This is a genomic window from Mesorhizobium sp. AR07 (assembly GCF_024746815.1).
GTDB lineage: Bacteria > Pseudomonadota > Alphaproteobacteria > Rhizobiales > Rhizobiaceae > Mesorhizobium.
This window is the reverse complement of sequence record NZ_CP080525.1, coordinates 1,435,908-1,461,273: the sequence shown is the minus strand read 5'-3', so window position 1 is coordinate 1,461,273 and position 25,366 is coordinate 1,435,908. Positions and strand designations below refer to the sequence as shown.

The 25,366-nt window shown below is 64.3% G+C and carries 21 protein-coding genes and 1 pseudogene; 11 read left to right on the top strand and 11 right to left on the bottom strand.

Annotated elements, in window-relative coordinates; all coding sequences use genetic code 11:
• Nucleotides 1-645, top strand: a complete 645-nt coding sequence (cobO, locus tag BPNPMPFG_RS07545; RefSeq protein WP_258594419.1) for a cob(I)yrinic acid a,c-diamide adenosyltransferase — start codon at nt 1-3, stop codon at nt 643-645.
• A 411-nt stretch (nt 646-1,056) separates the two neighbouring features.
• Here cobO and cbiB read toward each other — a convergent pair whose 3' ends face one another.
• Complete coding sequence (gene cbiB, locus BPNPMPFG_RS07540; RefSeq protein ID WP_258594417.1) at nt 1,057-2,028, bottom strand: adenosylcobinamide-phosphate synthase CbiB; 972 nt, start codon at nt 2,026-2,028, stop codon at nt 1,057-1,059.
• Here cbiB and cobD point away from each other — a divergent pair.
• Both cobD and BPNPMPFG_RS07530 read left to right on the top strand, forming a co-directional pair.
• Nucleotides 2,027-3,073 (top strand): threonine-phosphate decarboxylase CobD, encoded by a 1,047-nt coding sequence (cobD, locus tag BPNPMPFG_RS07535; RefSeq protein WP_258594415.1) that lies wholly within the window; start codon nt 2,027-2,029, stop codon nt 3,071-3,073. The two genes, cbiB and cobD, sit on opposite strands and share 2 nt — an antisense overlap.
• Nucleotides 3,070-3,579 carry a tyrosine phosphatase family protein gene (locus BPNPMPFG_RS07530; protein ID WP_258594414.1) on the top strand — a complete coding sequence of 170 codons (510 nt, stop codon included), beginning with the start codon at nt 3,070-3,072 and terminating at the stop codon, nt 3,577-3,579. The genes cobD and BPNPMPFG_RS07530 overlap by 4 nt, the downstream gene beginning before the upstream one ends.
• A 6-nt stretch (nt 3,580-3,585) precedes the next feature.
• Here BPNPMPFG_RS07530 and BPNPMPFG_RS07525 read toward each other — a convergent pair whose 3' ends face one another.
• Together BPNPMPFG_RS07525 and BPNPMPFG_RS07520 are read right to left on the bottom strand one after the other, a co-directional pair.
• The gene (locus BPNPMPFG_RS07525) at nt 3,586-4,389 is read right to left on the bottom strand and encodes a creatininase family protein (protein ID WP_258594413.1); all 804 of its coding nucleotides are present in this window, start codon (nt 4,387-4,389) and stop codon (nt 3,586-3,588) included.
• A gap of 55 nt (nt 4,390-4,444) precedes the next feature.
• The gene (locus BPNPMPFG_RS07520) at nt 4,445-4,828 is read right to left on the bottom strand and encodes a RidA family protein (RefSeq protein WP_258594412.1); all 384 of its coding nucleotides are present in this window, start codon (nt 4,826-4,828) and stop codon (nt 4,445-4,447) included.
• A gap of 268 nt (nt 4,829-5,096) precedes the next feature.
• Between BPNPMPFG_RS07520 and BPNPMPFG_RS07515 the strand changes: the two genes are divergently transcribed.
• From BPNPMPFG_RS07515 to BPNPMPFG_RS07485, 7 genes and pseudogenes are all read left to right on the top strand, one after another.
• Nucleotides 5,097-6,101 carry an ABC transporter substrate-binding protein gene (locus BPNPMPFG_RS07515; protein WP_258594410.1) on the top strand — a complete coding sequence of 335 codons (1,005 nt, stop codon included), beginning with the start codon at nt 5,097-5,099 and terminating at the stop codon, nt 6,099-6,101.
• 11 nt (nt 6,102-6,112) lie between these two features.
• The gene (locus BPNPMPFG_RS07510) at nt 6,113-6,943 is read left to right on the top strand and encodes an ABC transporter ATP-binding protein (RefSeq protein ID WP_258594408.1); all 831 of its coding nucleotides are present in this window, start codon (nt 6,113-6,115) and stop codon (nt 6,941-6,943) included.
• Nucleotides 6,930-7,781, top strand: a complete 852-nt coding sequence (locus BPNPMPFG_RS07505; RefSeq protein WP_258594407.1) for an ABC transporter permease — start codon at nt 6,930-6,932, stop codon at nt 7,779-7,781. The genes BPNPMPFG_RS07510 and BPNPMPFG_RS07505 overlap by 14 nt, the downstream gene beginning before the upstream one ends.
• 181 nt (nt 7,782-7,962) lie before the next feature.
• Nucleotides 7,963-9,276 carry a cytosine deaminase gene (locus tag BPNPMPFG_RS07500; protein WP_413776836.1) on the top strand — a complete coding sequence of 438 codons (1,314 nt, stop codon included), beginning with the start codon at nt 7,963-7,965 and terminating at the stop codon, nt 9,274-9,276.
• Complete coding sequence (locus BPNPMPFG_RS07495; RefSeq protein WP_258597092.1) at nt 9,276-10,679, top strand: FAD-binding oxidoreductase; 1,404 nt, start codon at nt 9,276-9,278, stop codon at nt 10,677-10,679. Before BPNPMPFG_RS07500 ends, BPNPMPFG_RS07495 begins: the two co-directional genes overlap by 1 nt.
• A gap of 205 nt (nt 10,680-10,884) precedes the next feature.
• Nucleotides 10,885-11,466 (top strand): NAD(P)H-dependent oxidoreductase, encoded by a 582-nt coding sequence (locus BPNPMPFG_RS07490; RefSeq protein ID WP_258594405.1) that lies wholly within the window; start codon nt 10,885-10,887, stop codon nt 11,464-11,466.
• Nucleotides 11,466-12,051, top strand: a pseudogene (locus BPNPMPFG_RS07485) (NAD(P)H-dependent oxidoreductase). Before BPNPMPFG_RS07490 ends, BPNPMPFG_RS07485 begins: the two are co-directional and overlap by 1 nt.
• 132 nt (nt 12,052-12,183) lie before the next feature.
• On the opposite strand, the gene BPNPMPFG_RS07480 reads toward BPNPMPFG_RS07485, so the two are convergent.
• Genes BPNPMPFG_RS07480 through BPNPMPFG_RS07465 form a run of 4 tightly spaced genes read right to left on the bottom strand, consistent with a single transcriptional unit; the run spans nt 12,184 to nt 18,856 of the window.
• The gene (locus BPNPMPFG_RS07480) at nt 12,184-14,634 is read right to left on the bottom strand and encodes a GcvT family protein (RefSeq protein WP_258594404.1); all 2,451 of its coding nucleotides are present in this window, start codon (nt 14,632-14,634) and stop codon (nt 12,184-12,186) included.
• A complete protein-coding gene (locus BPNPMPFG_RS07475) occupies nt 14,631-15,812 on the bottom strand; it encodes a pyridoxal phosphate-dependent aminotransferase (RefSeq protein ID WP_258594403.1) in 1,182 nt (393 codons plus the stop codon). The genes BPNPMPFG_RS07480 and BPNPMPFG_RS07475 overlap by 4 nt, the downstream gene beginning before the upstream one ends.
• Complete coding sequence (locus BPNPMPFG_RS07470; protein WP_258594401.1) at nt 15,812-18,265, bottom strand: GcvT family protein; 2,454 nt, start codon at nt 18,263-18,265, stop codon at nt 15,812-15,814. Before BPNPMPFG_RS07470 ends, BPNPMPFG_RS07475 begins: the two co-directional genes overlap by 1 nt.
• Before the next feature lie 27 nt (nt 18,266-18,292).
• Nucleotides 18,293-18,856, bottom strand: a complete 564-nt coding sequence (locus tag BPNPMPFG_RS07465; RefSeq protein ID WP_258594400.1) for a helix-turn-helix domain-containing protein — start codon at nt 18,854-18,856, stop codon at nt 18,293-18,295.
• Nucleotides 18,857-19,060: 204 nt separating this feature from the next.
• Here BPNPMPFG_RS07465 and BPNPMPFG_RS07460 point away from each other — a divergent pair, with 204 nt between their 5' ends.
• Nucleotides 19,061-19,765 carry a nitroreductase gene (locus BPNPMPFG_RS07460; protein ID WP_258594398.1) on the top strand — a complete coding sequence of 235 codons (705 nt, stop codon included), beginning with the start codon at nt 19,061-19,063 and terminating at the stop codon, nt 19,763-19,765.
• A gap of 38 nt (nt 19,766-19,803) precedes the next feature.
• Here the strand turns inward: BPNPMPFG_RS07460 and BPNPMPFG_RS07455 are convergent, their stop codons facing one another.
• From BPNPMPFG_RS07455 to BPNPMPFG_RS07440, 4 genes are all read right to left on the bottom strand, one after another.
• Entirely contained in the window at nt 19,804-21,246 is a 1,443-nt protein-coding gene (locus tag BPNPMPFG_RS07455) for an MFS transporter (RefSeq protein ID WP_258594396.1), read from the bottom strand.
• 176 nt (nt 21,247-21,422) lie between these two features.
• Entirely contained in the window at nt 21,423-22,010 is a 588-nt protein-coding gene (locus BPNPMPFG_RS07450; protein ID WP_258594394.1) for a sarcosine oxidase subunit gamma, read from the bottom strand.
• On the bottom strand, nt 22,003-25,011 hold the full coding sequence (locus BPNPMPFG_RS07445) for a sarcosine oxidase subunit alpha (protein ID WP_258594392.1): 3,009 nt from the start codon (nt 25,009-25,011) through the stop codon (nt 22,003-22,005). Before BPNPMPFG_RS07445 ends, BPNPMPFG_RS07450 begins: the two co-directional genes overlap by 8 nt.
• Nucleotides 25,008-25,304 carry a sarcosine oxidase subunit delta gene (locus tag BPNPMPFG_RS07440; protein ID WP_258594390.1) on the bottom strand — a complete coding sequence of 99 codons (297 nt, stop codon included), beginning with the start codon at nt 25,302-25,304 and terminating at the stop codon, nt 25,008-25,010. The genes BPNPMPFG_RS07445 and BPNPMPFG_RS07440 overlap by 4 nt, the downstream gene beginning before the upstream one ends.
• Nucleotides 25,305-25,366: the final 62 nt, after the last annotated feature.

Sequence of the window (25,366 nt, the reverse complement as noted above, 5' to 3'; positions counted from 1 at the left end):
ATGACCGAGATCGACGACAAGCCCATCGACGACAAGCGCATGGACAACAGGGACGAAGAACGCCACCGCGCCAAGATGGCCAAGCGCAAGGCGGTGCAGGACGCCGAGGTGGCGAGCAAGACGGTCGAGAAGGGGCTGCTCATCGTCAACACCGGCCCGGGCAAGGGCAAGACCACTGCCGCCTTTGGCCTGGCGCTGCGCATGCTCGGCTACGGCAAGCGCGTCGGCGTCGTCCAGTTCATCAAGGGCAAGTGGCACACCGGCGAGAAGGACGCCTTCGCGACGTTCGGCGACCGCGTCGTCTGGCATGCGATGGGCGAGGGGTTCACCTGGGAAACCCAGGATCTGAAGCGCGATATCGCCGCGGCCGAAGCCGCCTGGGCAAAAGTGCTCGAGCTGATGGCCGATCCGTCGATCAGCCTGCTGGTGCTCGACGAGTTGAACATCGCACTGCGCTACGACTATCTCGATCTCGACAGAGTGGTTGGTGCGCTGAAAGCGCGGCGCGAAGGCCTGCATGTCGTCGTCACCGGCCGCAACGCCAAGCCGGCGCTGGTCGAGGCCGCCGACCTCGTCACCGAGATGGGCGTGACCAAGCACCATTTCTCGGCAGGCGTGAAGGCACAGCAGGGTATCGAGTTCTGAGAGCTTTACCCTCCCCCTTGTGGGCAGGGCAATCGCATATGGATTCTTGCGAAGAAGGACCCCCACCCTAACCCTCCCCACAAGGGGGAGGGAAGCTGCCGCGCTCTTCCCCTTTGGCGTAAAACGTCGGCAATTTGCGGAGATCAGCGCCTACGGAATCCCCCTCCCCCTTGTGGGGAGGGGTTAGGGGTGGGGGTATTCGTAGGGCGAAACCTCGGCTTCTCACATGCGATTGCCTTGCCCTTGTGGGGGTGACCAGCCGGTTCGCGAAGCGAATTCGGCGCGCCAGTGGCGCGCTGAAAGGCCGGTGAACGCCGGGATGCTGCCGTAGGCAGCGGGGACCCGGCCTGCACGACCGCCCTCCGCTATGGCCGGACACGCCTCACCCCCACAAGGGGGAGGGTGGGAGAATCACACCACAATGACGATTGCCGCAACCAACCCGAACAGCGCGATCAGCAGATAGTCGGCGACACGGTAGAGTTTCAGCGCCCGCCTTATATCGATGCTGTCGGCTTCGCGGCGGCCGCCTTCGCCCATGAAGACGTCGTCGACCAGCACGCCGCCGTAGCTGCGTGGCCCGGCGAGCGCCAGGCCGAGCGCGCCGGCCATCGCCGCTTCCGGCCAGCCGGCATTGGGCGAGCGGTGTTTTTTCGCGTCGCGCCACACCGAGTGCCAGGCATTACGCGGATCGGCACCCCTGACCAGGAAAGCCGCCAGCACGATCAGCAGCGCCGTAAGCCGCGATGCCGGCAGGTTGATCCAATCGTCGAAGCGCGCCGCCGCCCAGCCGAACGCCTCGTGGCGTGGGGTGCGATGGCCGATCATCGAATCGGCGGTGTTGGCCGCCTTGTAGGCGCCGCCGCCGGCCAGCCCGCCGACGCCGGTCCAGAAGGCGGGGGCAACGATGCCGTCGGAAAAATTCTCGGCCAGGCTCTCGATCGCCGCGCGGCAGACACCGGCCCTGTCGAGTGTTTCCGGATCGCGGCCGACGATGCGCGAGACGGCGACGCGGCCCAGAGCGAGACCACCGGTGTCGAGCGCGTCGGCCACCGACTCGACATGTTCGTAGAGGCTCTTCTGCGACAGCAGCGATGTCGCCAGAAGGGCGGCAATGATCAGCCCGAGGGGAACGAACCACAGCAGCAGGATCTGCACGCCAAGGCCGATCACCGCCGGCACCAGCACGATGACCAGCAGCGCCTGGGCACCGCGCTTGCGACGCAGCGCGTCGGGATCAGCGGCGTGGTTGAGCCGGCGGTCGAGAAAGGATATCAGCCTGCCGAGCCACGTCACCGGATGGCCGATGGCGCGAAACAGCCAGTCCGGATAACCAAGGGCGAATTCGACGGCCAATGACAGGAAAGCGATCAGGACTGACATGAAGCTTCTTGAAGGAGCGGTGGACCATGGTGGAAGTCTTGGCCGGGCGAGGGCGCTTTTCCCCAACGCTCTGCTGCCTTTCGTCGACCTCTCGACCGGTATCAATCCGCACTCCTATCCGCTTTTCGAGCTGCCCGCCACCACCCTGTCGCGGCTGCCGGAAGCCGGGCGCGCCCGCGAACTGGTCGAGATCGCGGCCAGCACCTATGGTGCGCCTTCGCCAGCCAATGTCGTGGCTGCACCCGGCACGCAGATCCTGTTGCCGCACGTCGCATCGCTGATCGCCCCCGGCAAGGCGCTGGTGCTGGGACCGACCTATGCCGAACATGCGCGGGCAGCAGCGATCGCCGGACATGAGGTCACCGAGGTAAGCGATTTCACCGTGCTGGCCGAAGCCGATCTTGCCGTCATCGTCAATCCGAACAATCCGGATGGGCGCATCGTCGAGCGCGACCGGTTGCTGGCGCTGGCCGCAATGATGCGCGCCAAGGGCGGGCTGCTGGTCGTCGACGAGGCGTTCATGGATGTCGGCCCACGTCAGCACAGCCTCGCAGGCGATGTCGGCCAGGGCGGCATCGTGGTGCTGCGCTCGTTCGGCAAGTTCTTTGGCCTGGCCGGTCTGCGGCTCGGTTTCGCGCTCTCCGATGCGGCGACGGTCGAACGGCTGGACAGGCAATTCGGGCCGTGGGCCGTTGCCGGCCCGGCGTTGGACTATGGCATTCGCGCGCTTGCCGACACCGCCTGGCAGGACACGATGCGAATATCGCTGGGGGAGGCATCGGCGCGGCTCGATGCGCTGTTCGGCCGCTTCGGCGTTGCTGTCGCGGGCGGCACCACGTTGTTCCGCTATCTCCGCCTGCCCGATGCCGCCGGCCTGTTTTCCGCACTTGGCGAGCGCGGCATCCTGCTTCGCCATTTCGCCGACCGCCCGGATGTCTTGCGCGCCGGTCTGCCGGGGAGCGAGGTGGAATGGCAACGGCTTGAATCCGCTCTTGCCGAATGGGCGTCGCGGCGCGAGGATCAATCGGGGGGCTCAAAACAATGATCCATGTCTGCTCGCTGGCAAAGATCGAGGAAACGGTGGCCAGGACCGGCGCCGAGCGAATGCTGTCGCTGCTGGCCGCCGGAACCGAGGTGGTGCGCCCAGCCTCCATATCCAGGGAAAACCATCTGCATCTGGTCATGCACGATATTGCTGTGGCGCAGGACGGCATGACCATGCCGGGCGAGCAGCATGTCCGCAATCTGCTCGATTTCGCGCGCCGATGGGACCGGACAAAGCCGATGGTCGTGCATTGCTATGCCGGCATCAGCCGTTCGACCGCGTCGGCCTATATCATCGCCGCGGCACTTGCGCCGAAGCGCAACGAGGCCGAACTGGCGCGGACGCTCCGGACGCTGTCGCCATCGGCGACGCCCAACCCGCGGCTGATTGCGGTGGCCGACATACTGCTCGACCGCAACGGCCGCATGATCGAGGCGATCGAGGCGATCGGGCGCGGCGCGGACGCGTTCGAAGGAAAGCCGTTTGCCCTCAAGATCGACAGCTAAAAATAGCTACTTCAGCCAGTCGGCAAGCTTCGCCTTGCGCACATCCCGCAGCAGGCTGATGAAACCGTCGGCCTGATGTTCAGCGGTCAGCCGGCCTTTTTCGGCCGTCGCGATGCTGGCATCGCCGACCACGCCGTTCGGGTTGAGGTCGCTGGCGATCCAGGCGAAGGCGTGGGTGCCGGTGTGGCGCAGCAGCGAAAATTCCTTCTCGGCCTTGGCGACATTGGAAACGAAATTGTCGGCCTTGCCGATGTCGACGAGATCCGGCCTGAAATGCAGCATCAGCGACGTTTCGACATCGCCGCCATGGATGCCGTGGCGGTCCTCGACTTCGGTGTACATGCCGGCCGGGCGGCCAAAACGCTGCCAGCTGGTCTTCACGGCAAGCATCTTCTCGCGCACGCGCAATTCGCGCGTGACGATGCCCATGATCTCTTCGTTGCCGCCGTGCGAGTTGACGACGATCAGCTTGCGCACGCCGGCGCGCGCGATCGACAGGCCAAGTTCGGTCCAGGCCTCGACCAGTGTCGTTGCCGGCAAGGTGAGGGTACCCGGTGCGTGAAGATGCTCGTTCGACTTGCCCACCGCCTGCACCGGCAGGATGCGGATGTCGAGATCGTCGGGCAGCCGGGCAATCACCGTGTCGAGCATGCCGTTCATGATCGACGTGTCGGTCGAGACCGGCAGATGCGGACCATGCTGCTCGATCGCCGCCACCGGCAGCACGGCGATCGTCGTCTCCGGGTCGATCGAGGCGTATTCCGTGGTCCGGTAATCGCCCCACCACACGCGCTTCTTCGCAACGGTCATGTCATGCCTCTTCGATGAATGGGTCAGACCTAGCGCGGCAAGGGCGGCCTGTCGATCACCCAGCCGCGATGGCCTCGACTTCGACCTTGAATTCGGGCCGCGCAAAACCGGAGACGATCATCAGCGTCGAGGCCGGCGCCGGGCTGGAGAACAGCCGGTCGCGAATGTCCATATAGGGCCGCAGATGCGCACGGTCGGTGACATAGGCGTTGATGCGGACGATATCCCTGAGCCCCAGCCCGGCCTCGCCGAGCACCGCTGCGATGTTGCTGAAGCAGAGCTCCGCCTGCGCGCCGGCGTCTTCCGGAATCTGGTCATCCGCCGTGATGGCGACCTGGCCCGAGCACAGCACCAGCCGCTTGCCGGCCGGCACTTCGACGCCGTGGCTGTAGCGGGCAAAGGGCGGCTTGATCGACTTCGGGGTGAGGAACTTGAACATGGCAATCTCCTAGATACCGCCAGCCTAAGACCGGATGCACCACACCTTCAAGATGCCGGTGCATGGTGCAGGAGCGATTGTGGACAGGCGTTCAAAAAATAGGCACGATGCCTTCCGTACAGCATGACCCGCCCGCGCTTGGTATGGCAATGTCGTTCAAGCGAGCGGTCCCGGCGCGAGACGCCGGTGGCATGTGTCTTGCTTCTTGAATCTTTGGTGTCGAGCCTGGCGCGTGGCGCGCCGGAGCAAACAAAGGGTGGTGGTGTCTATGTACGGAAAGCAGAAGATCTCGGCGGCGGCGGTGGCCCTGCTTGCGGCCAGCACGTTCGGCGCGGCAGCGAACGAAAAAGTCACCTTCGGCACCAACTGGTTGGCCGAGCCGGAACATGGCGGATATTATCAGGCCCTGGCCGACGGCACATACGCCGCCTGCGGCCTCGACGTCACCATCATGCAGGGCGGTCCGCAGGTCAGCGGCCGGCCGATGCTGCTGGCCGGCAAGATCGACTTCTACATGGGCGGCAATCTGCTGTCGGCCTTCGATGCCGTCCAGCAAGGCATTCCGATGCGGGTGGTGGCGGCCGACTTTCAGAAGGACCCGCAGGTCATGATGTCCCACCCCGGCGAGGGGCTCGACAAATGGGAGGATCTGAAGAACGCCGACCAGTACATATTGGGCGACGAGGGCGTGCAGACCTTCTTCCAGTGGATGGTCATCGAACTCGGCTTCGACGCCGCCAAGCGCGCGCCCTACACCTACAACACCGCTCCCTTCCTCGCCAACAAGAAGTCGATCCAGCAGGGTTACGTCACCTCCGAGCCGTTCGCGGTCAAGAAGGAGGGCGGCTTCGTGCCGAACCAGTTCCTGCTTGCCGACTATGGCTGGGATACTTATTCGACGACGATCGAGGTGATGCAGGACACGATCGACAAGAAGCCGGAGGTGGTCCAGTGCTTCGTCGATGGCTCGGCCAAGGGCTGGTACAAATATCTGTACGGCGACAACAAGGCCGCCAACGACATGATCAAGAAAGACAACCCCGACATGAGCGATGAGCAGATCGCTTTCTCGATCGCGCAGATGAAGAAGTTTGGCCTGGCCGATTCCGGCGACACCGAGAAGCTCGGCATCGGCGCCATGAACGACGCGCGCATCCAGAGTTTCTACGACAAGATGGTCAAGGCCAAGGTCACGCCAGCCGGCATCGACATCAAGAAGGCCTACACGCTGACCTTCGTCAACAAGGGCGTCGGGGTCGAGTTGAAGAAGTAGGCCGTTCCGGCATGATGCAGGACCAAGTGGCGCAAGCGCCGGCGAACGCGTCGGGTGTAGGCCCGGCATTGCTGGCACTGCGTGGCGTCGGCAAGGTCTTTTCCAATGGCGTGACGGCACTCAGCGATGTCGATCTGACGATCCGGGAAGGCGACTTCCTTAGCCTGCTCGGCCCGTCCGGCTGCGGCAAGTCGACGGCGCTGCGGCTGATTGCCGGCCTGTCGACGCCAACGTCCGGCGTGCTCGACTGGCGCGGCGGCGGCTCGCTTGACCGCTCGAACATCGGCTTCGTCTTCCAGGAGCCGACGCTGCTGCCCTGGGCCAGTGTCTTCGACAATGTCTGGCTGCCGTTGCGATTGAAAGGCGTCTCCCGCGCCAAGGCGACACCGGCGGTGATGGAGATGCTGGCGCGGGTTCACCTGACCGGCTTCGAAGACGCGGTGCCGCGCGAGCTGTCGGGTGGCATGAAGATGCGCGTCTCGATCGCCCGCGCCATGGTGACCAAGCCACGCGTGCTGTTGATGGACGAGCCGTTCGCCGCACTCGACGAAATCACCCGCTTCAAGCTCAACAACGATCTTTTGGAACTGTGGCAGGACGAGCGCTTCACCGTCGTCTTCGTGACCCACAGCGTCTTCGAAAGCGTGTTTCTCTCCAACCGTGTCGTCGTCATGGCGGCGCGGCCGGGCAGGGTGTTCGACGAACTGGCGATCGAGGCGTCCTATCCGCGCGACGAGGTATTTCGCACCTCGCCCGACTATGCGGCATTGTGCCGGCAGGCCTCCGATGTGCTGGTCAAAGCCATCAATTCAACGGCGGGCGCGCATCATGACGGCCATTGACGAGGGGGTGCTCAAGCTCGACCCGGAGGAAGCGCGCCGCGTGCGCCAGGAGCGGCTCGAGCGGATCGGCCGCTGGGTGCTGCCGCTGGCGATCATGATCCTGGCGATCTGGTTGTGGGACCGCGTCTGCGTGTGGAACGCGATTCCGCAATACATCCTGCCGCGTCCCGGCGTCGTGTTGTGGACGCTCTACAACGATGCCGGCCTGCTGTTCTCCTCGCTGCTGGTGACCTTGCGGATCACCTTCCTCAGCTTGGCTTTGGCCGTCATCGGCGGCGTCGGGCTGGCGGTGCTGTTCGCGCAATCGAAATGGGTCGAGATGTCGTTCTTCCCATTCGCCATCGTGCTGCAGGTGACGCCGATCGTGGCGATCTTTCCGCTGATCAACATCTATGTCGACAACCAGACGACCAAGCTTCTGCTCTGCGCCTGGATCGTCGCCTTCTTTCCGATCCTGTCCAACACCACGCTCGGCCTCAACTCGGTCGACCGCAATCTGCGCGACATGTTCAAGCTCAATGGCGCGACGCGCTGGCAGCAGTTGCGCTATCTGCGGCTGCCGGCGGCGATGCCGTATTTCCTCGGCGGCTTGAAGATCGCCGGCGGCCTGTCGCTGATCGGCGCCGTGGTGGCCGAGTTCGTCGCCGGCACCACCGGCCAGTCGTCTGGCCTTGCCTCGCGCATCATCGAGGCCGGCTACCGGCTCAACGCGCCGCGGCTGTTCGCGGCGCTGTTTTTGATCTCGCTCACCGGCATCCTGATTTTCCTCGTGCTGTCGCTGATTTCGCATCTCATTCTAAGGCGCTGGCACGAAAGCGCGCTGAAGCAGGAGCGGTAGCGTTGTTGTATTTCGCATGCAGTGGCAGCTTCCACCCACCTATCCCGAGGTCAGTGCTGCCCCTCACCCTTACCCTCTCCCCGTATAGAGACGGGGAGAGGGGGTCGCCATCGCTGGAGCGCGTCCCTTCTCCCCGTCTCTATACGGGGAGAAGGTGCCGGCAGGCGGATGAGGGGCGGCGATGACCTCGGGGATCATTCCGGAATCCGGCCAATTCTTACTTGCCAATGTTCGCGTGCACGCGTCGGTCACACCAGGGTTCACCGCTGCCTTCGACAGCGACGGCTTTGCGCTTGCTAACATCGCTGTGGCCGACGGCAGGGTTTCCAGTATCACCGCGCATGGCCGATCGAAGGCGCCCGTTGAGGCGATCGACTTCGGCGGCCGTATCATCCTGCCGTGCTTCGTCGACTGCCATACGCATATCGACAAGGGTCATATCTGGCCACGAAAACCCAATCCCGACGGTACGTTCATGGGCGCGCTGAACGCGGCTGGCGCTGACCGCGTGGCACGCTGGAGCGCCGAGGACCTGGCGCGACGCATGGATTTCTCGCTGCGCTCTGCCTACGCGCATGGCACCAGGGCGCTGCGCACCCATCTGGATAGTGTCGCGCCGCAAGAGGAAATCTCCTGGCCGGTGTTCGAGACGATGCGCGAGGCTTGGCGCGGCAGCATCGAACTGCAGGGCGCATGCCTGATCGGCATCGAGGGCGTGCGCGACAAAAAGTGGTTCGACAGGCTGGCGAAGCGGGTTGCGTCGGCCAAGGGTGTGCTCGGTGTCGTCACCTATATGGTGCCGGACCTGGAAGAGTTGCTCGATCACGTGTTCGCACAGGCGATCAAGCATGGCCTCGATCTCGATTTCCATGCCGACGAGACGGACGACATCGCCGCGATTTCGCTGAAGAAGATCGCCGAGGCCGCACTCTGGAACGGTTTTGAGGGCAACATCCTCGTCGGTCATTGCTGCTCGCTGGCGCGCCAGCCGGATCTCGATGTGCTGGACACGCTGGACAAGGTGGCGAAGGCCGGGCTCGCGGTCGTGTCGCTGCCGATGTGCAATCTCTATCTGCAGGACCGGCGCGGCGATGGCACGACGCCGCGCTGGCGCGGCGTGACACTGCTGCACGAGATGAAGGCGAGGGGCATTCCGGTCGCTGTCGCCTCCGACAACACGCGCGACCCGTTCTATGCCTATGGCGATCTCGACATGCTGGAAGTCTACCGCATGGCGACGCGCATCCTGCATTTCGACCACCCGGTCGCCGACTGGCCGCAAGCGGTGACCGCGACGCCGGCTGGAGTCATGCGGCTCGACGGTTTCGGCACGCTTGCCGCCGGCGGCGATGCCGATTTCATCGTGTTCAAAGGCAGAAGCTGGACGGAATTGCTGTCGCGGCCCGAATCGGATCGCATCGTCGTGCGTAGCGGGCGCGCGATCGACCGGCAATTGCCCGACTATGCCGAACTCGACGAGCTGATGGTGGAATGATGGACGTTTCGGCGCTCAAGCGCGATCTCGAAGGCCTGAAGCTCGACGACAATCCAGCCATCGTCCAGCAGAAGAGCCGCGACTTCTACTGGTACAGCCCGGTGCTGAAACGGCAGCTCGACCATGTCACCGGTGACCTCATCGTGACGCCGAAGAGCGAGGCCGAACTGATCCGGGTGCTTGCCGCCTGTCATCGCCATGGCGTGCCGGTGACGCCACGCGGTAGCGGCACCGGCAATTATGGGCAGGCGATGCCGCTTTCGGGCGGCGTGGTGCTCAATCTCGCCGAGATGAACGAGATCAAGTCGATCGCGCCGGGCCGCGTGGTGACCGGACCGGGCGCGGTCCTGGCCGATATCGACAAGGCAACGCGGGCGCATTCCGGACAGGAGCTGCGGCTGTCGCCCTCCACCTACAACACCGCCTCGATCGGCGGCTTCATCGCCGGCGGTTCGGGCGGCGTCGGCTCGATCAATTTCGGCGGCCTGCGCGACTTCGGCAATGTCCTGCGGCTGCGTGTGGTGACCATGGAGGCCGAGCCGAAAGCGCTCGAACTGACCGGCGAGGACCTGCACAAGGTGACCCACGCCTATGGCACCAACGGCATCATATCAGAAGTCGAGATGCCGCTGACCGCCGCTTACGACTGGGTCGACGTCATCGTCGGCTTCGACACCTTCATGGATGCGGCCCGCTATGGCAATGCGCTCGCTTGCCAGGACGGTATCCTGACCAAGTTGGTCACGCCGATTTCAGCACCCGTGTCGCAGCTCTATTTCAAGCGGCACCAGAAGTTCCTGAAGGAGGGGCAGAGTATCTGCGTCGTCATGGTGGCGCAGCATGGGCTCGATGCCTTCATGGCCTTCACCCGCCGTGCCGGTGGCGAGGTTATCTTCAACGTCGCTATCGCCTCGCCGGAGGAGAAAAAGGGTCTGCCCCCGGCCTATGAGCTGGCCTGGAACCACACGACACTGAGGGCGCTGCGCGTCGACCCCGACATCACCTATCTGCAATCGCTCTATCCCTTTCCCAACCAGTTGGCGCTGGTCGAGAAGATGGACGCGATGTTCCCCGGCGAAGTCTTTTCCCATCTCGAATTCGTGCGGCTGGACGGCAACATCACCTGCTTCGGTCTGCCGCTGGTGAAGTTCACCACCGAGGCGCGGCTCGACGAGATCGTGCGACTGCATGAGGAGAATGGCTGTCCGGTCTTCAACCCGCACCGCTACACGCTGGAAGAGGGCGGCATGAAGCAGACCGACGCGGTGCAACTCGCCTTCAAGCGCGAGACCGATCCGCAAGGCCTGCTCAACCCCGGCAAGATGATCGCCTGGGAAAATCCGGATTACGACTACCGCTCGGGCCGGACTTTTTTGTTCAAGGGGCTGCAGAGGACGGGATGAGGAGAGGTTTGCGCTCGTCCACCCCCCTCTGGCCTGCCGGCCATCCCCCCCTCAAGGGGGGAGATTGGCAGTTTCAGAGTTGCGCGCTTCCTGTTGCGTTGACAATTCGCGAAAGCGATGCAGCAGTCCGATCTCCCCCCTTGAGGAGGAGATGCCCGGCAGGGCAGAGGGGGGCGCCCCGCGCTGACCTTCGGGATGTTTTCCCGTGAACATCCTCGTCCTCTACGCCCATCCGGTCGAAACCAGCTTCAATGCCTGTCTGCACAGGACGATCGTCGAGCGGCTGACGGCTGCGGGCCATGCGGTCGATAACTGCGACCTCTATGCCGAGGATTTCGATCCACGGCTGACGCGCCAGGAGCGGCTGGACTATCACAATCAGCGCGGCCCGGCGGACCCTGCCGCCCCTTATGTCGAGCGCCTGCTGCGGGCCGATGCGCTGGTGCTTTCCTATCCGGTCTGGAACTACGGCTTTCCGGCGGTGCTGAAGGGCTTCTTCGATCGCGTCTTCCTGCCCGGCGTGTCGTTCACGCTGGTCGACGGCAAGGTGCAGCCGTCGCTGCACAACATTCGCAAGGTCGCCGCGGTCACCACCTATGGCGGCAGCCGGTTTCGCGCCGTGCTGATGGGCGATCCGCCGCGCAAACTGGTCAAGCGCATGCTGCGCGCCACGGTAAAACCAGGCGCATCGGTGACGTATCTCGCGCATTACGCGATGAACCTGTCGACCATTGAGACCCGCAAGGCGTTCATAGCCAAGGTCGCGGCCAGCATGGATGCCTTCTGATGCGCGCGCTGGTGGTCTACTGCCATCCGGTGCCGGAGAGTTTTTGCGCCGCAATCCGCGATACCGCCGTCGAGGTGCTGAAGGCACGGGGCTGGGAGGTGCGGTTGCTCGACCTCTATGCCGAGAAATTCGACCCGGTGATGGGCTGCGATGAGCGGCGCTCCTACAACAACCAGGCGCCGCAGGACCCGGCGCTGAAGCCGCATATCGAGCTGCTCAACTGGGCCGAGGCGATCCTGTTCGTCTATCCGACCTGGTGGTACGGGCTGCCGGCGATACTGAAAGGCTGGCTCGACCGGGTGGGCGACGGATGTCGCCTTCCAACTGCCGGCCGGCAAGGGGCGGATCAAATCGCTGATGACGCATGTGACGAAGATCGGCGTCATCACCACCTGTGGCGCACCGACCTGGTGGAGCGTCGTCGTCGGCCAGCCCGGACGCAAAACGCTGCTGCGCGGCATGCGGGCGCTGTGCGCCACCCGCTGCCGGACGTTCTTCCTGGCGCATTACCTGATGGACGCCTCGACACCGAGGACGAGGGCGGCGTTCCTGGGCAGGGTGCGGCGCAAGCTGGAGCGGTTTTGAAGGATTAGCGTCCTTCTCCCCGTTTACGGGGAGAAGATGCCGGCAGGCAGATGAGGGGCAGCACAAACTTTTCGGACTCTGGCGCCGCCCCTCATCCGGCCCTTCGGGCCACCTTCTCCCCGTGAAACGGGGCTACATCCTCGTCCGCTCCGACTTCGGATCGTACATCGGCTTCAGCGATGCTTCCGCCACAAAACGCTCGCCGGCGATCTCGATCTCGTAGGATGAAGCCAGCACATCCGCCTCGCTCTCGCCCTGACACGGCACGTAGCCCAGCCCGACAGCACCGCCGAGATGATGGCCGTAATTGCCCGAGGTGATCGGGCCGACGATCTTGCCGTCGCGCAGGATCGCCTCGTTGTGGAAGAGCAGGGGTTGCGGATCGGCGAGGCGAAACTGCACCAGCCGGCGTGACAGGCCGGCCTCCTTCTTGCGCAGCACCGCGTCGCGGCCGATGAAGTCGCCCTTCGCCGTCTTCACCGCAAAGCCGAGGCCGGCTTCCAGCACATTGTCTTCGTCGGTGATGTCGTGGCCGAAATGGCGGAAGGCCTTTTCGATGCGGCAGGAATCCAGCGTGTGCAGCCCGCAGAGTTTTAGCCCGACATCCGCGCCGGCTTCGTCCATGGCCTCGAAGACATGGGCTGCCTGATCGGTCGAGACATAGAGCTCCCAGCCGAGCTCGCCGACATAGGTGACGCGGTGGGCGCGGGCCAGGCCCATGCCGATCTCGATCTCCTGAAATGTGCCGAACGGGTTGGCTTCGTTGGAGAAATCATTCGGGCTGACCTTCTGGATCAATTTCCGCGCGTCCGGCCCCATCAGGCAGAGCACGGCTTCGGCGGCGGTGACATCGGTGATGACGACGAATTCGTCGGTCAGATGCTTGCGCAGCCAGGCCAGATCGCGCTGCAGCGTGGCGCCGGGGACGACGAGGAAGAAAGCCGTTTCGGACAGCCGCGAGACGGTGAGGTCGCTCTCGATACCGCCGCGCCGGTTGAGCATTTGCGTGTAGACGATCTTGCCCGGCGCCACGTCCATGTCGTTGGCGCAGAGCTTCTGCAAGAAAGCGCAGGCGTCGCGGCCCTCGACACGGATCTTGCCGAACGAGGTCATGTCGAACAGGCCGACGCCGTTCCTGACCGCCAGATGCTCCTCGCGCTGGTTGTCGAACCAGTTCTGCCGCTTCCAGGAATAGCGGTATTCGCGCTCCTGGCCCTCGCGGGCGAACCAGTTGGCGCGCTCCCAGCCGGCGACCTCGCCGAAGACGGCGCCACGCGCCTTCATATGCTCATGCAGAGGCGAGCGGCGGACGTTGCGCGATGTCGCCATCTGCCGATAGGGGAAATGGTCGGCATAGAGCAAGCCGAGCGTTTCCGAGACGCGCTCCTTCAAATAGCGACGGTTCTTCTGGAAAGGCTGGGCGCGGCGGATATCGACTTCCCACAGGTCGAAAGGTGCCTCGCCATCGTTGATCCATTGCGCCAGTGCCATGCCGGCGCCACCGGAGGAGACGATGCCGATCGAATTGTAGCCGGTCGCCATCCAGTAGCCCGAAAGTTCCGGCGCTTCGCCAAGATAGTAGCGGTCATCCGGGGTGAAACTCTCGGGACCGTTGAAGAAGGTGTGGATGCCGGCGGTCGCCAGCATCGGCATGCGGTTGACGCCCATTTCGAGGATCGGTTCGAAATGGTCCATATCCTCGGGCAACTGGTCGAAGCAGAAATCCTCGCGGATGCCGTCCATGCCCCAGGGCTTGGCCACCGGCTCGAAAGCGCCGAGCATCATCTTGCCGGCGTCTTCCTTGTAGTAGGCGCACTCGTCGGGCACGCGAAGCACCGGCAGGCGGGTGAGGCCGGGGATCGGCTCGGTGACGAGGTAAAAGTGCTCGCAGGCGTGCAGCGGGATGGTGACGCCGTTCTGCGCACCCAGTTCTCGCGCCCACATGCCGGCGCAGTTAACGACGATGTCGGCTTCGATCGTGCCTTGTTCTTCGCCTTGCGCCCAGGACACGCCGGTGACGCGACCGGCCCTGGTGTGGACCTTGGTCATCTTCACATTCTCGACGATGGTGGCGCCGCGCTGGCGTGCGCCCTTGGCCAGCGCCATGGCGATGTTGGCGGGGTCGCACTGGCCGTCGAGCGGCAGATGCACGGCGCCGACGACGTCGGAGACATTGAGATGCGGATACATCTCACTGACTTCCCTGGGTGAAATCTCGCGCACGTCGACATCGAAGGCGCGGGCGAGAGACGCCTGCCGATAGATCTCGTGCTTGCGCTCTTCGGTCAGCGCCACGGTGATCGAGCCGACCTGACGCATGCCGGTGCCGACCTCCGTCTCGGCTTCCAGCCTGACGTAGAGGTCGGCCGAATATTTCGCCAGCCGCGTCATGTTCTGCGAACCACGCAACTGGCCGATCAGGCCGGCGGCATGCCATGTCGTGCCCGACGTCAGCCGCTTGCGTTCCAGAAGCACGATGTCGGTCCAGCCGAGCTTGGCCAGATGATAGGCGACCGAACAGCCGGAGACGCCGCCGCCGATGATGACGGCACGGGCTTTCGTGGGGATAGCCTTGGCGGTCATGCGGCCTCGCGACGGTAGCTGGAAGCAAAGCGGCGCAGCCGGAGCGCTGCTTCCTGCAGCACGGGCTCTGGCTGGCAGAGGCTGATGCGAATGTGACCGGCGGCCGCCTCGCCGAAGCTGGAGCCGGGCATGACGCCGACCCTTTCCTTGTCGAGGAAGGCCCAGGCGAACTTTTCGTCGTCGGGTTCGACGGCCGATATGTCGAGCATGACATACATGCCGCCATCGGAACCGCGCACGGTGACATCGTTCATGCCGCGCACGGCGTCGAGCAAGACGGTGCGCCGCGCCGCATAGCGTTCGGCGATCTCCTTGACGCCATAACGGTTCTCGAGCGCCTCGGCGCAGGCGATCGAGATGAAGGCCGGCAGGCCATAGGTCGTCACCAGGTTGAGATTGATCAGCAGCGTGATCATCTCGCTGGGGCCTGTCAGCCAGCCCATGCGCCAGCCGGTCATGCCGTGGCTCTTCGACATGGAATTGATGACCAGCGTGCGCTCGGCCATGCCGGGCAGCGAGCGCGGCGAGACGTGCTCGCCGCCGCCCAGCGTCCAGTAGACCTCGTCCGACAGCAGCCAGAGGTCATGCTCCCGGCAGACCTCCGCGAGGTGCTCCAGCCGCTCGCGCGAGTAGACCGCACCTGTCGGATTGTTCGGCGTGTTGATCAGGATCGCGCGTGTGTTTGGCCGAAGTGCGGCGCGGATCATGTCGGCATGCGGCTGGAAGCCATCCTCGGCCGGCGTCTCGACCACGGTGAAACTGGCGCCGGCGGCGCTGAACGTGTTGGGATAGGTGGCGTAATAGGGCGCCACCACGATGGCGTGATCACCGGAATCGAGCACGGCCTGCACGGCGGCGTAGAGTGCGGCCTGGCCGCCCGGCGTGGCGATGACCTGATCCGGCGTCGTCTCGATGCCGGTGCAGGCGCTCGAGGCTGCCGCCATTGCCTTGCGCAGGCGCGGCAGGCCGGGAAGCGGGGTGTAGTGATGATTGCTGCCGCGAACCGCGGCCACACAGGCTTCGATCGTTTCCGAGGGCGTGTCGAAATCATGGTCGCCCACCGACAGCATGATGATGTCTTCGCCGGCCGCCTTGCGGGCCCAGGCGGCGGAATGGACTTCCCAGCCATCCTTGCCCGAAGGCACGATGCCGGAAATGCGTGATGATGGTCTGGGCATTATGCTCTCAGCCTCTCGTTCTTCGGATCCCATAGCGGCTCGTCCTTCTGCACGATCGCCCGAAAACGCTCGCCGAAGATTTCGATTTCGATTGCGGTGCCCGGCTCAGCGAGGTCGGTGCGCAGCATGCCGAGCGCGATCGATTTGTCGATGCGATGACCCCAACCGCCCGAAGTCGTTTCGCCGACGATCTTGCCGTCATGCCAAAGCGTCGACACGGAGGGCGCGTCGCAATCGCCGGGATTTTCGACAACCAGCGTGACGAAGCGCTTCTTCACGCCTTGCTGTTTTTCGTTCAGCAAGGCCGCCTTGCCGCGGAAGTCGGGCTTGTCCCATTTGACGAAACGCTCCAGCCCGCCCTGAAGGATCGAGTAGTCGGTAGACAGGTCGCCTTTCCAGGTGCGGTAACCTTTTTCGAGCCTTAGCGAATCCAGCGCGTACATGCCAAACGGCTTCAGGCCATGCTGCTGTCCGGCCGCGCAGATGGCGTCAAAGATGGCGGCGGTGTCGTCGACCCTGGTGTGGATTTCCCAGCCAAGTTCGCCGGCGAAGGAAACGCGAATAAGCTTCGCCCAGCGGCCGGCGATCTTCGTCTCCTGATGCGTCAGCCACGGCAAAGTGAGGTCGGCGTCACAGACATCGGCGAGGATTTTTCGCGAGTTCGGGCCGGCCAGGATCTGGGTGGAGAATTCCTCGGTCCGGCCGATCAGCCTGAATGGTGGGCCCTTGGGCATGCGCGATTTCAGCCATTCGAAATCATGCCATTGCGCGACCGCCGCCGTGATCAGCGTCATCAGGTTCTCGTCGTGACGCACGACGGACATTTCGGTGACGATGCGGCCCTTGTCGTCGGCGAAATAGACGAGACCGATGCGGCCGGGCTTCGGCACCAGCCCGGTGACCTGCAAGCTCAGCCATTCGGCGGCGCCCGGGCCGTCGAGGTTGAAGCGCGAGAAGCCCGGCAGGTCAAGAATGCCGGCGGCGTCGCGGACGGCAAGACATTCCTCACGGACGCGATGCTGCCAGGGCCCGTCGCGGCGGAAGGTCAGCGTCGCTTTCTCGGAAACGTCATCGCCATCTTTCGCGTACCAGGTGGCGCGCTCCCAGCCATTGTAGACGTCGAAGCGGGCGCCAAGCGCCTTGATGCGATCGTGGATCGGCGACAGCTTGCGGTCGCGACCCTCCGGCCAGGCATGGCGCGGAAACTGGATGGCGTATTCGTTGCCGTAGATCTCCATGCCTTTGGCGACGCAGTAGTCCGGCGCGGCAGCAAAGGACGTGAAGCGGCGCGGGTCGCACGACCACATGTCCCATTCGGTCTGGCCCTGCGTCACCCATTCGGCCAGCACCTTGCCGGCGCCGCCGCCCTGGGCGATGCCGAAGGTGAAGACGCAGGCCTCGAAGGCGTTGGGAACGCCGGGCATCGGGCCGATCAGCGGATTGCCGTCCGGCGTGTAGGGGATCGGACCGTTGATGACCTTCGACAGGCCGGCGGTGCCCAGGATCGGCACGCGGGCGACGGCGTCGGCCAGATAATGTTCCAGCCGGTCGAGATCGTCTGGGAACAGCTGGAAGGAAAAATCCTCCGGCATCGGATCATTGTGGGTCGCCCAATGCGCGCGGCAATTGCGCTCATAGGGACCCAGATTCATGCCGTTCTTTTCCTGGCGCAGATAGTAGGAGGTGTCGACGTCGCGCAGCAGCGGCAGTTTTTGACCCTGTTCTCTCGACCATGCCGCCAGTTCGGGGATTTCCTCGAACAAGATGTACTGATGGCTCATCACCATCATCGGTACCTCGCGGCCGAACATCCGGCCCACTTCGGCGGCGCGGTAGCCGGCGGCGTTGACGACGATCTCGCAGCGGATCTCGCCTTGCGCTGTTACAACCACCCACTCGTCGTTCTCGCGCCGCATGTCTGACACCGGGCAGAAGCGGATGATCTTGGCGCCCATGTCGCGCGCGCCCTTGGCCAACGCCTGGGTCAATTGCGCCGGATCGATGTCGCCATCGCTCGGGTCATAGAGCGCGCCTTTCAGGTCATGCGTCTCGATGAAGGGATAGCGGCGCTTGATCTCGTCGACGCCGACGACGTCGATGTCCATGCCCTGATAGCGGCCCATGCCCTTGGCGCGCTGGAACTCCTGCATGCGCTCAACCGAGTGGGCGAGCCGCAGCGAACCGGTGACGTGATAGTTCATGGGATAGTCGACCGCCTCGGCCAGGCCGCGGTAAAGCTCGGTCGAATAGCGCTGCATGTTCATCAGCGACCAGGACGAGGAGAAAGTCGGCACATTGCCGGCGGCGTGCCAGGTCGAGCCGGAGGTCAGCTCGTTCTTTTCGAGCAGCACGCAGTCGGTCCAGCCCGCCTTGGCGAGATGATAGAGCGAGGACGTGCCGACGGCACCACCTCCGATGATCACCACGCGTGCCGTGCTCGGCAAACCGGCCATGTTCTTCTCCCCAACAAACCTGTTCATTCAATAGACTGGCGGCGAAACCACCCAGATGACAACCGCCGGCTCGGTACCCGGATTGCGCCAGCGGTAAGGCTTGCCCTCGAAGCGAAAGGAGTCGCCTTCGCCAAGCCGGTGCCACACGCCTGATATCTCGATGTCGAACAGTCCGGACGCGATGTATCCGGCCTCCTCGGTCGGCCGCCGCGCCTCGGCCTTCAGCTCCGCGCCCGGCGCGAAGACAGAGCGCACCATCTCGAAGCTACCGCCGAGATCGGGCGACAGAAGCTCCTCCACCAGGCCGGATTCGCTTGTGCCAAGCGTGCGGCGCCTGCCAGCGCGCACAATCACGCCGCGCTCGCTTTCGACCGGTACGTCATGGCTGAAGAACAGGCTGATCGGCACGCCGAACAATTCAGCGAAGGCCCTGAGGTCGCTGAGCGATGGCGTCGACAGGCCACGTTCAACCTGGCTGACCCAGCCGACCGAACGGCCGAGTTTCAGCGCGATCTCCGCGAGCGTCAGTCTACGCAGCTTGCGCAAGGCCCGGATGTCGCCGGCCAGCACGCGTTCGTCAGGTCCCTGCAATGTTCTTGCGATAGGGGAAGGCAAAATGCTCACTTCATGAAAATTTGCAGCCGAATTTCATGAGAAATCAAGTTCATGAAAAAATCAAGTGGATTTTCACGAAAGCTCAAGATTTGCTTGCAGGATTTTGGCGGTTCATGCAAAGGCTCGGGCACGAACGGCGAATGGGGACGTCCGCTCGAGACGAGGGTTAAGGGACGGCCCATGCTGGAAAACAACACCCGAGTTGCGGGCGAAGCCGAGATTGTCGACGAGGCGATCCTGTCGCGTCGCTCGGTGCGGGCATTTCTGCCCGACATGGTCGACGACGACATCATCCGCGCCATTCTGTCGGTTGCGGCGCGCGCGCCATCCGGCACCAACATGCAGCCATGGAAGGTCTACGTCACCAAGGGCGAGACCAAGCAACAGATCACCGACGCCATCCTCAATTCGGGCATTCGCGCCGAAAAGGCCGATTGGGACGAGTACCGCTATTATCCGACCCAGTTCTTCGAGCCCTATCTGACCCGTCGCCGCGCCAACGGCTTCGGCCTCTATGGCGCGCTCGGCATCGGCCGCCGGGAGGTCGACAAGATGCGTGCCCAGCACGACCGCAACTTCGTCTTCTTCGACGCGCCGGTCGGCATGATCTTCACCATCGACCGCCGGCTCAACCAGGGCTCATGGATCGACTATGGCATGTTCCTGCAGAACATCATGGTCGCGGCGCGGGGCAGGGGCCTGCATACCTGCCCGCAAGCGGCGTTCGCCCCCTATCACCGGCAGATCAGGCCGGTGCTCAACATCCCCGACGAGGAAATCGTCGTCTGCGGCATGGCGCTTGGCCTTGAGGATACATCTAAGCCCGAAAACGCCTTCCGCACGGACCGCGTGCCGCTGGAAGAGTGGGTGACGTTCAGCGAATAAGCCGACTGTCGCGGCGGGCCGGGTTTGGGCGGCTTGTCCTATTCCGTGTTCATCTGCGCGCCGTGGCCGCTGACATGGGCGCCGTCCTGCGGCGTCAGCTTGAGGTAGGCGAGCAGCGCGCACAGCGTAATGACGCCCTCGATCACGAACAGGATGCGGAAATCGTTGGCGACCGCCGGACCGCCGCTGGCGAGAAACGACAGTGCCGCGGCGGCGAGGCCGACGCTGATGGCGACCGCCAGCTGCCACAATATGTAATAGAGCGCGCTGAAGCGGGCGAGTTGCTCGGGCGCGATGTCGGAATAGGCGAGATTGCCGGTCGAGGCCCATTGTGCGGAGCGGAAGACGCCGAAGACGAAGATGTAGGCAAGCACGATCCACACCGGCGTGGTCGCCTGCATCAAGGCAAAGCCGGCCACCATGACGGCGACGATCGGCGTGTTGAAGACCAGAACGCGACGGAAGCCGAACCGGTTGAGGACGCGCGGCATGAAGAACCGGATGGCCACCGAGCCGACCGCGGCGACGAAGGTCAACGAGCCCGCCTGCACGGCGCTCATGCCGAAGCCGAGCTGGAACATCAAAGGCAGCAGGAAGACGACGGAGCTGAGGCCGATTGTGTCCAACCCGCCGCCGGTCAGGAAGGAGATGCGGAAGGTGCGGATGCGCAACAGCTTGAGATCGAGCAGCGGGTTGCGCACGCGCAGGCAATAGAACGAGGCGACGGTCAGGATGACGAGCGCCAGTGCTAGTTCGCCGGCGATCACACTGCCGGCAGCGTCCTTGGCGGCAAGCGAATCCATGCCGAAGACCAGCAGCACCATGCCGCTGCCGACCAGCAGGAAGCCCGGAAAATCGAATGGCGTGCGCACCGGCTTGGTCAGCGTCGGGAACAACGAGGCGGCAAGAAAAGCCGCCGCCAGCGCGAACGGCACATTGATGAAGAAGATCCAGCGCCAGGAAATGTAGGTGGTCAATGCCCCGCCGACGAGCGGGCCGACCAGCGGCCCGGACTGGCCGGCCAGCGAGATGTACATGTTGATCTTCAGCGTGCGGCTGCGCGGAAAGGTCTGCAGGATGACGACCTGGCCGAGCGTGCCCATCAGCGCGCCACCAAACCCTTGCAGCGCGCGGGCGCCGACCAGCATCCAGATATCGTTTGACAGCCCACAAAGGGCCGATGAAGTGGCGAACACCAGCAAGGCAAAACAGTAGACGTTGCGCAGGCCGAAGCGGTCGGCGGCCCAGCCGCCAAGCGGCATGGAGATGATCAGGCTGGCGACATAGACGGTGATCAGGAGGCCGAGCTGGCTGGGCGGGCGGCCGAGGCTTTCGCCGATACCGGGCAGCGCGGTGACCACGACATTCTGGTCGAGGCTGGTCATGAAGACACCGCAGGCGACCGTCAGCGGCAGCAGGAGCATGGCTCTAGCCGACACATCGGCGCGATCCGTGGCGCCGGCGGATATTTCTGCGGTCATGGGGATGTTCGAACCAAACGAATATGCCGAGCCTGAGACGGGATTTTCATACCCCTTGGGCCGGTCTGGCGGCCGCTTTTTTCCATCATGGCCGCTTGCGGCGCGATTCTCTAGCGGCAGAAGCGGCCGGCCTTGATGCCAGAAGCAGAGGCAATGCGACCATTCGGCCGCGCCGCCTACTGCACCTCGTAGCCGACTTCCTCGCTGGCATGGCAGAGCGCCTTCCAGAACGAGCGCGCGAACGAGCGAAAGACATAGAGGTCGAACTGGTCGGCGCCGGTGCGCTGAATCTGGGCGAAGACATCATGATGGGTGGTCGAGCGGCCGGCGCCGACCGGAAAGGCCGGCAGCGAGAAGTCGATGGCAAAGAATTTCGCCAGCACCCATTCGGCCTTCGGCCCGGCAATGCGGATGGCGGTGCGGCCGTGCGAGAGGTCGGTGACCGTGCCGATGGCAGGGGTGACCACCTCGGCAAAGGCGTCGCCCAGGCCTTCGGCTTCGTCGGCAATGGTGAATTTTCCCGGCGCGAAGCCGAACACCGACTTCACGCCGTCGCTCAAGCCGCCGCCGGCGCCATCGGGCAGCGCGAGCCCGGTGACGGTGCGGATGGCGGCCATCAGTTTTTTCTCCTCGCCCGGCCAGGCGGCGACCTGCACGATCGAGCCCGGCCGCGTCTCGGTCAGGATGATCTCGACGCCATGCTCAAAATTGCCGTGCGAGCCAACGTGAAACTCCGGCTCAAGCGGGGATTGACGCTCAACCATGCATGCGGCTCCCGTCCGGATCGAAGAAGTGGTTGGAGATGATCTCGACCGGTCCGAACCGGTTGCGCAAGGGATCGGAGACGTGGGCGCGTGTGCCGCGTCTCGCCTTGCCGCCCTTGACCAGCGCCAGCGCGATATGCTTGCCGAGCGCCGGCGAGTAGCAGCAGGCGGTGATGTGGCCGATCGAGCCGTGCGGATTGGCCTCGTCGACTTGCTCGACGATGTGCGCGCCCCCGTTGAGCGGCTTGTTGTCGAGCGAGATCAGGCCGACCAGTTCCAGGCGGTCAGATGCGATCAGGCCCTCGCGGTCCATCATCGCCGAGCCGATGAAAGGCTTCTTCTTCGACAGCATCCAGTCGAGATGCAGGTCGCGCGCCGTGGTGCGGCCGTCGATCTCGGCGCCGGTGACATGGCCCTTCTCGATGCGCATCGTGCCCAGCGCCTCGAGCCCGTAGGTGACCAGGCCGAACGGCTTGCCGGCCTCCATCAACGCATCCCAGACATGGGTGCCATGGCCGGCGCCGGAATAGACCTCGAAGGCCATTTCACCGGAGAAAGACAGCCGGCAAATCATCACCGGCACATCCGATATCGCGCCGCGCACGATGCCCATGAAGGGCAAGGCAGTGTTGTCGACCGATGTGCCGGTGACACAGGCGGCGAGGATCTGCCTGGCCTTCGGCCCGCCGATCGCGGCACCCGCCCATTCGTCGGTCACCGAGGTGACGTGCACTTTCAGGTCCGGCCAGATCACGTCGAGGAAATATTCCAGATGCTGCATCACCTTGCCGGCGTTCGCCGTGGTGGTGGTCATCAGAAAATCCTGCTCGCCAAGCCGCCAGGTGGTGCCGTCGTCGAAGGCAAGGCCATCCTCGCGCAGCATCAGCCCATAGCGTGCCTTGCCGACGGCCAGCGTCGAAAACATGTTGGTGTAGACGCGGTCGAGGAATGCGGCGGCATCGGGGCCTTGCACGGCAATCTTGCCCAGTGTCGAGACATCGACGATGCCGGCGCTTTCGCGCGTCGCCCTGGCTTCGCGCACATAGGCCTGCTCGACCGTCTCGCCGGCATGGCCGTAGATCATCGGGCGATACCAGAGACCGGCGGAATACATCGTCGCGCCATTGGCGAGATGCCAGTCATGCATCGGCGTCAGCCGCTCGGGTTTCAGGTCGCCGAAACGCTCGGCCGCCAGCGAGCCGATCGACACCGGCGCAAAGGGCGGCCTGAAGCGCGTCGTGCCGACCTCGGGGATCGGCTTGCCCAGCGCCTCGGCCATGATGGCAAGGCCGGGTACGTTGGAACTCTTGCCCTGGTCGGTCGCCATGCCAAGCGTGGTGTAGCGCTTCAGATGTTCGACCGAGACGAAGCCTTCGCGATGCGCCAGCCGCACATCCTCCGCAGTCACGTCGTGCTGGAAATCGACAAAGCTCTTGCCCTTGGCCCTGATCTCGAAGACGGGAGCCGGATCGGGATCGCCGGGTGCGGCTTCGACTGTCGGCAGCATGGAGGGCGTGCTCTGTCCACCCGCGGCGGCAAGACCGGCGGCGCGGCCTTCGGCGATGGCCTCAGTGGTGGAAAAGCTGCCGGTGAAGGCGCCAGCGCCGATCCATTGCTGTGTTGGCCATTCTTGGTTCGGCTTTGGCGGCAGGAAGGCCTGGCGCGCGGCGTTCCACTCCGCCTTGGCGCCGGCCTGGCTGACCAGATGGATGGTCGGCGACCAGCCGCCCGACATCAGCAGGCAGTCGGCATGGATGCTGCGCGCATCGCCGCTGAGCGATCCGTTGGCCATGTCGAAGCGCTGCAGTTTGAGACCGGACAGCGCCTTGCCACCCTCGGTGGCGACGACGGCATGGCCGGCAAAGATCTCGGCCTCGGCCCCAGTGGCCAGCTTGCGCATTTCGGCCGAGAGCTCCGGCCGGACGTCGGCGATCGCGACGATCGCGGCGCCCGCTCTCTTCAGGGCGACGGCCGCTCGATAGGCGCTGTCATTGTTGGTGAACAGCGCGATCCGCTCGCCCGGCATCACGCCGAACTCGTTGGCGTAGCGCTCTGCGGCATGTGCCAGCATCACGCCTGGCCTGTCATTGCCCGGGAACACCAGCGGTCGTTCGAAGGCGCCGGTGGCCAGCACCACGGATTTGGCGCGGATCGCCCAGTAGCGATGGCGCGGCTCACCCTTGCCGGGCTGCTCCTTGTGGTCGCTGACCCGTTCGAGCGCGGCAAGCGTGTTGTTGTCGTAGTAGCCCCAGACGGTGGTACGCGGCAAAAGCCGGACATTGTCGCGGCCTTCCAGTTGGGCGACGGTGCGGCGCGCCCAGTCGGCGGCGGGTGCGCCATCGATCGTTTCGTCCGACCAGTTGGCCGAGCCGCCGAAGCGCGGCTCGAGATCGGCCAGCATGACGCGGGCGCCCTGATCGGCTGCGGCTTTGGCGGCCATCAACCCGGCCGGGCCGGAGCCGACCACCAGCACGTCGCAAAAGGCATTCATGCGTTCGTAGCGGGCCGGGTCCTTCGCCGATCCGGCGCTGCCGAGACCGGCGGCACGGCGGATGAAATGCTCGCAGAACATCCAGAAGCGCGTGCCTTTGAGTGGACCGAACACCGGGCCCATGAAGGTCTTGTAGTAGAAGCCGGCCGACAGGATCTTGCCGCCGAGCTGGTTGACGGCGTTGACGTCCCAGGCGAGCGAGGGAAAGCGGTTCTGGCTGACGGCCACCAGCCCGTCATGGATCTCGACCATGGTCGCCGGAATGTTCGGCTCGCGAACCTCGCCCTTCAGCACGGTGACCAGGGCGTTTGGCTCCTCGACGCCTGCCGTGAGCAGGCCGCGTGGGCGATGGTATTTGAACGAGCGGCCGAAAAGGGTGACGCCCTTGGCCAGCAGCGCCGACGCAAGCGTGTCGCCGGCATGGCCGGTATAGGGCGCTCCGTCGAAGGTGAAGCGGATGGTTTTCAGCCGATCGATGCGGCCGCCAGTGTCGGTGCGGCGCGGGCTCATGATCTGTCCTCCGCTTTGCGGCGCGCGGCCGAGGTGTGATCACCGCGCATGAAGGCGACGCTGGAAATCTCATGCGTCAGCGTGTTGCGCACGACCCGCAGATGGGCGCGGCAACCGCCGGAATGCTGCCAGATCTCGTTGTGGTCGCCGGCCGGGTTCAGCCTGTTATAGACATAGGCGTTCCACGCCTCGAAATTCTGCGAGGCGGGGTCGGGACGCTCGCGGTTGCCGTCACCTTGATAGGTGAACTCGATGACGTCGCGCGGGCCGCAATAGGGACAGGTGATCAACATTGGATCGTATCTTCTTGTTTGACCGTGATCTCCGGACAAACGGTTCCGTTTGTCCGAGAAAA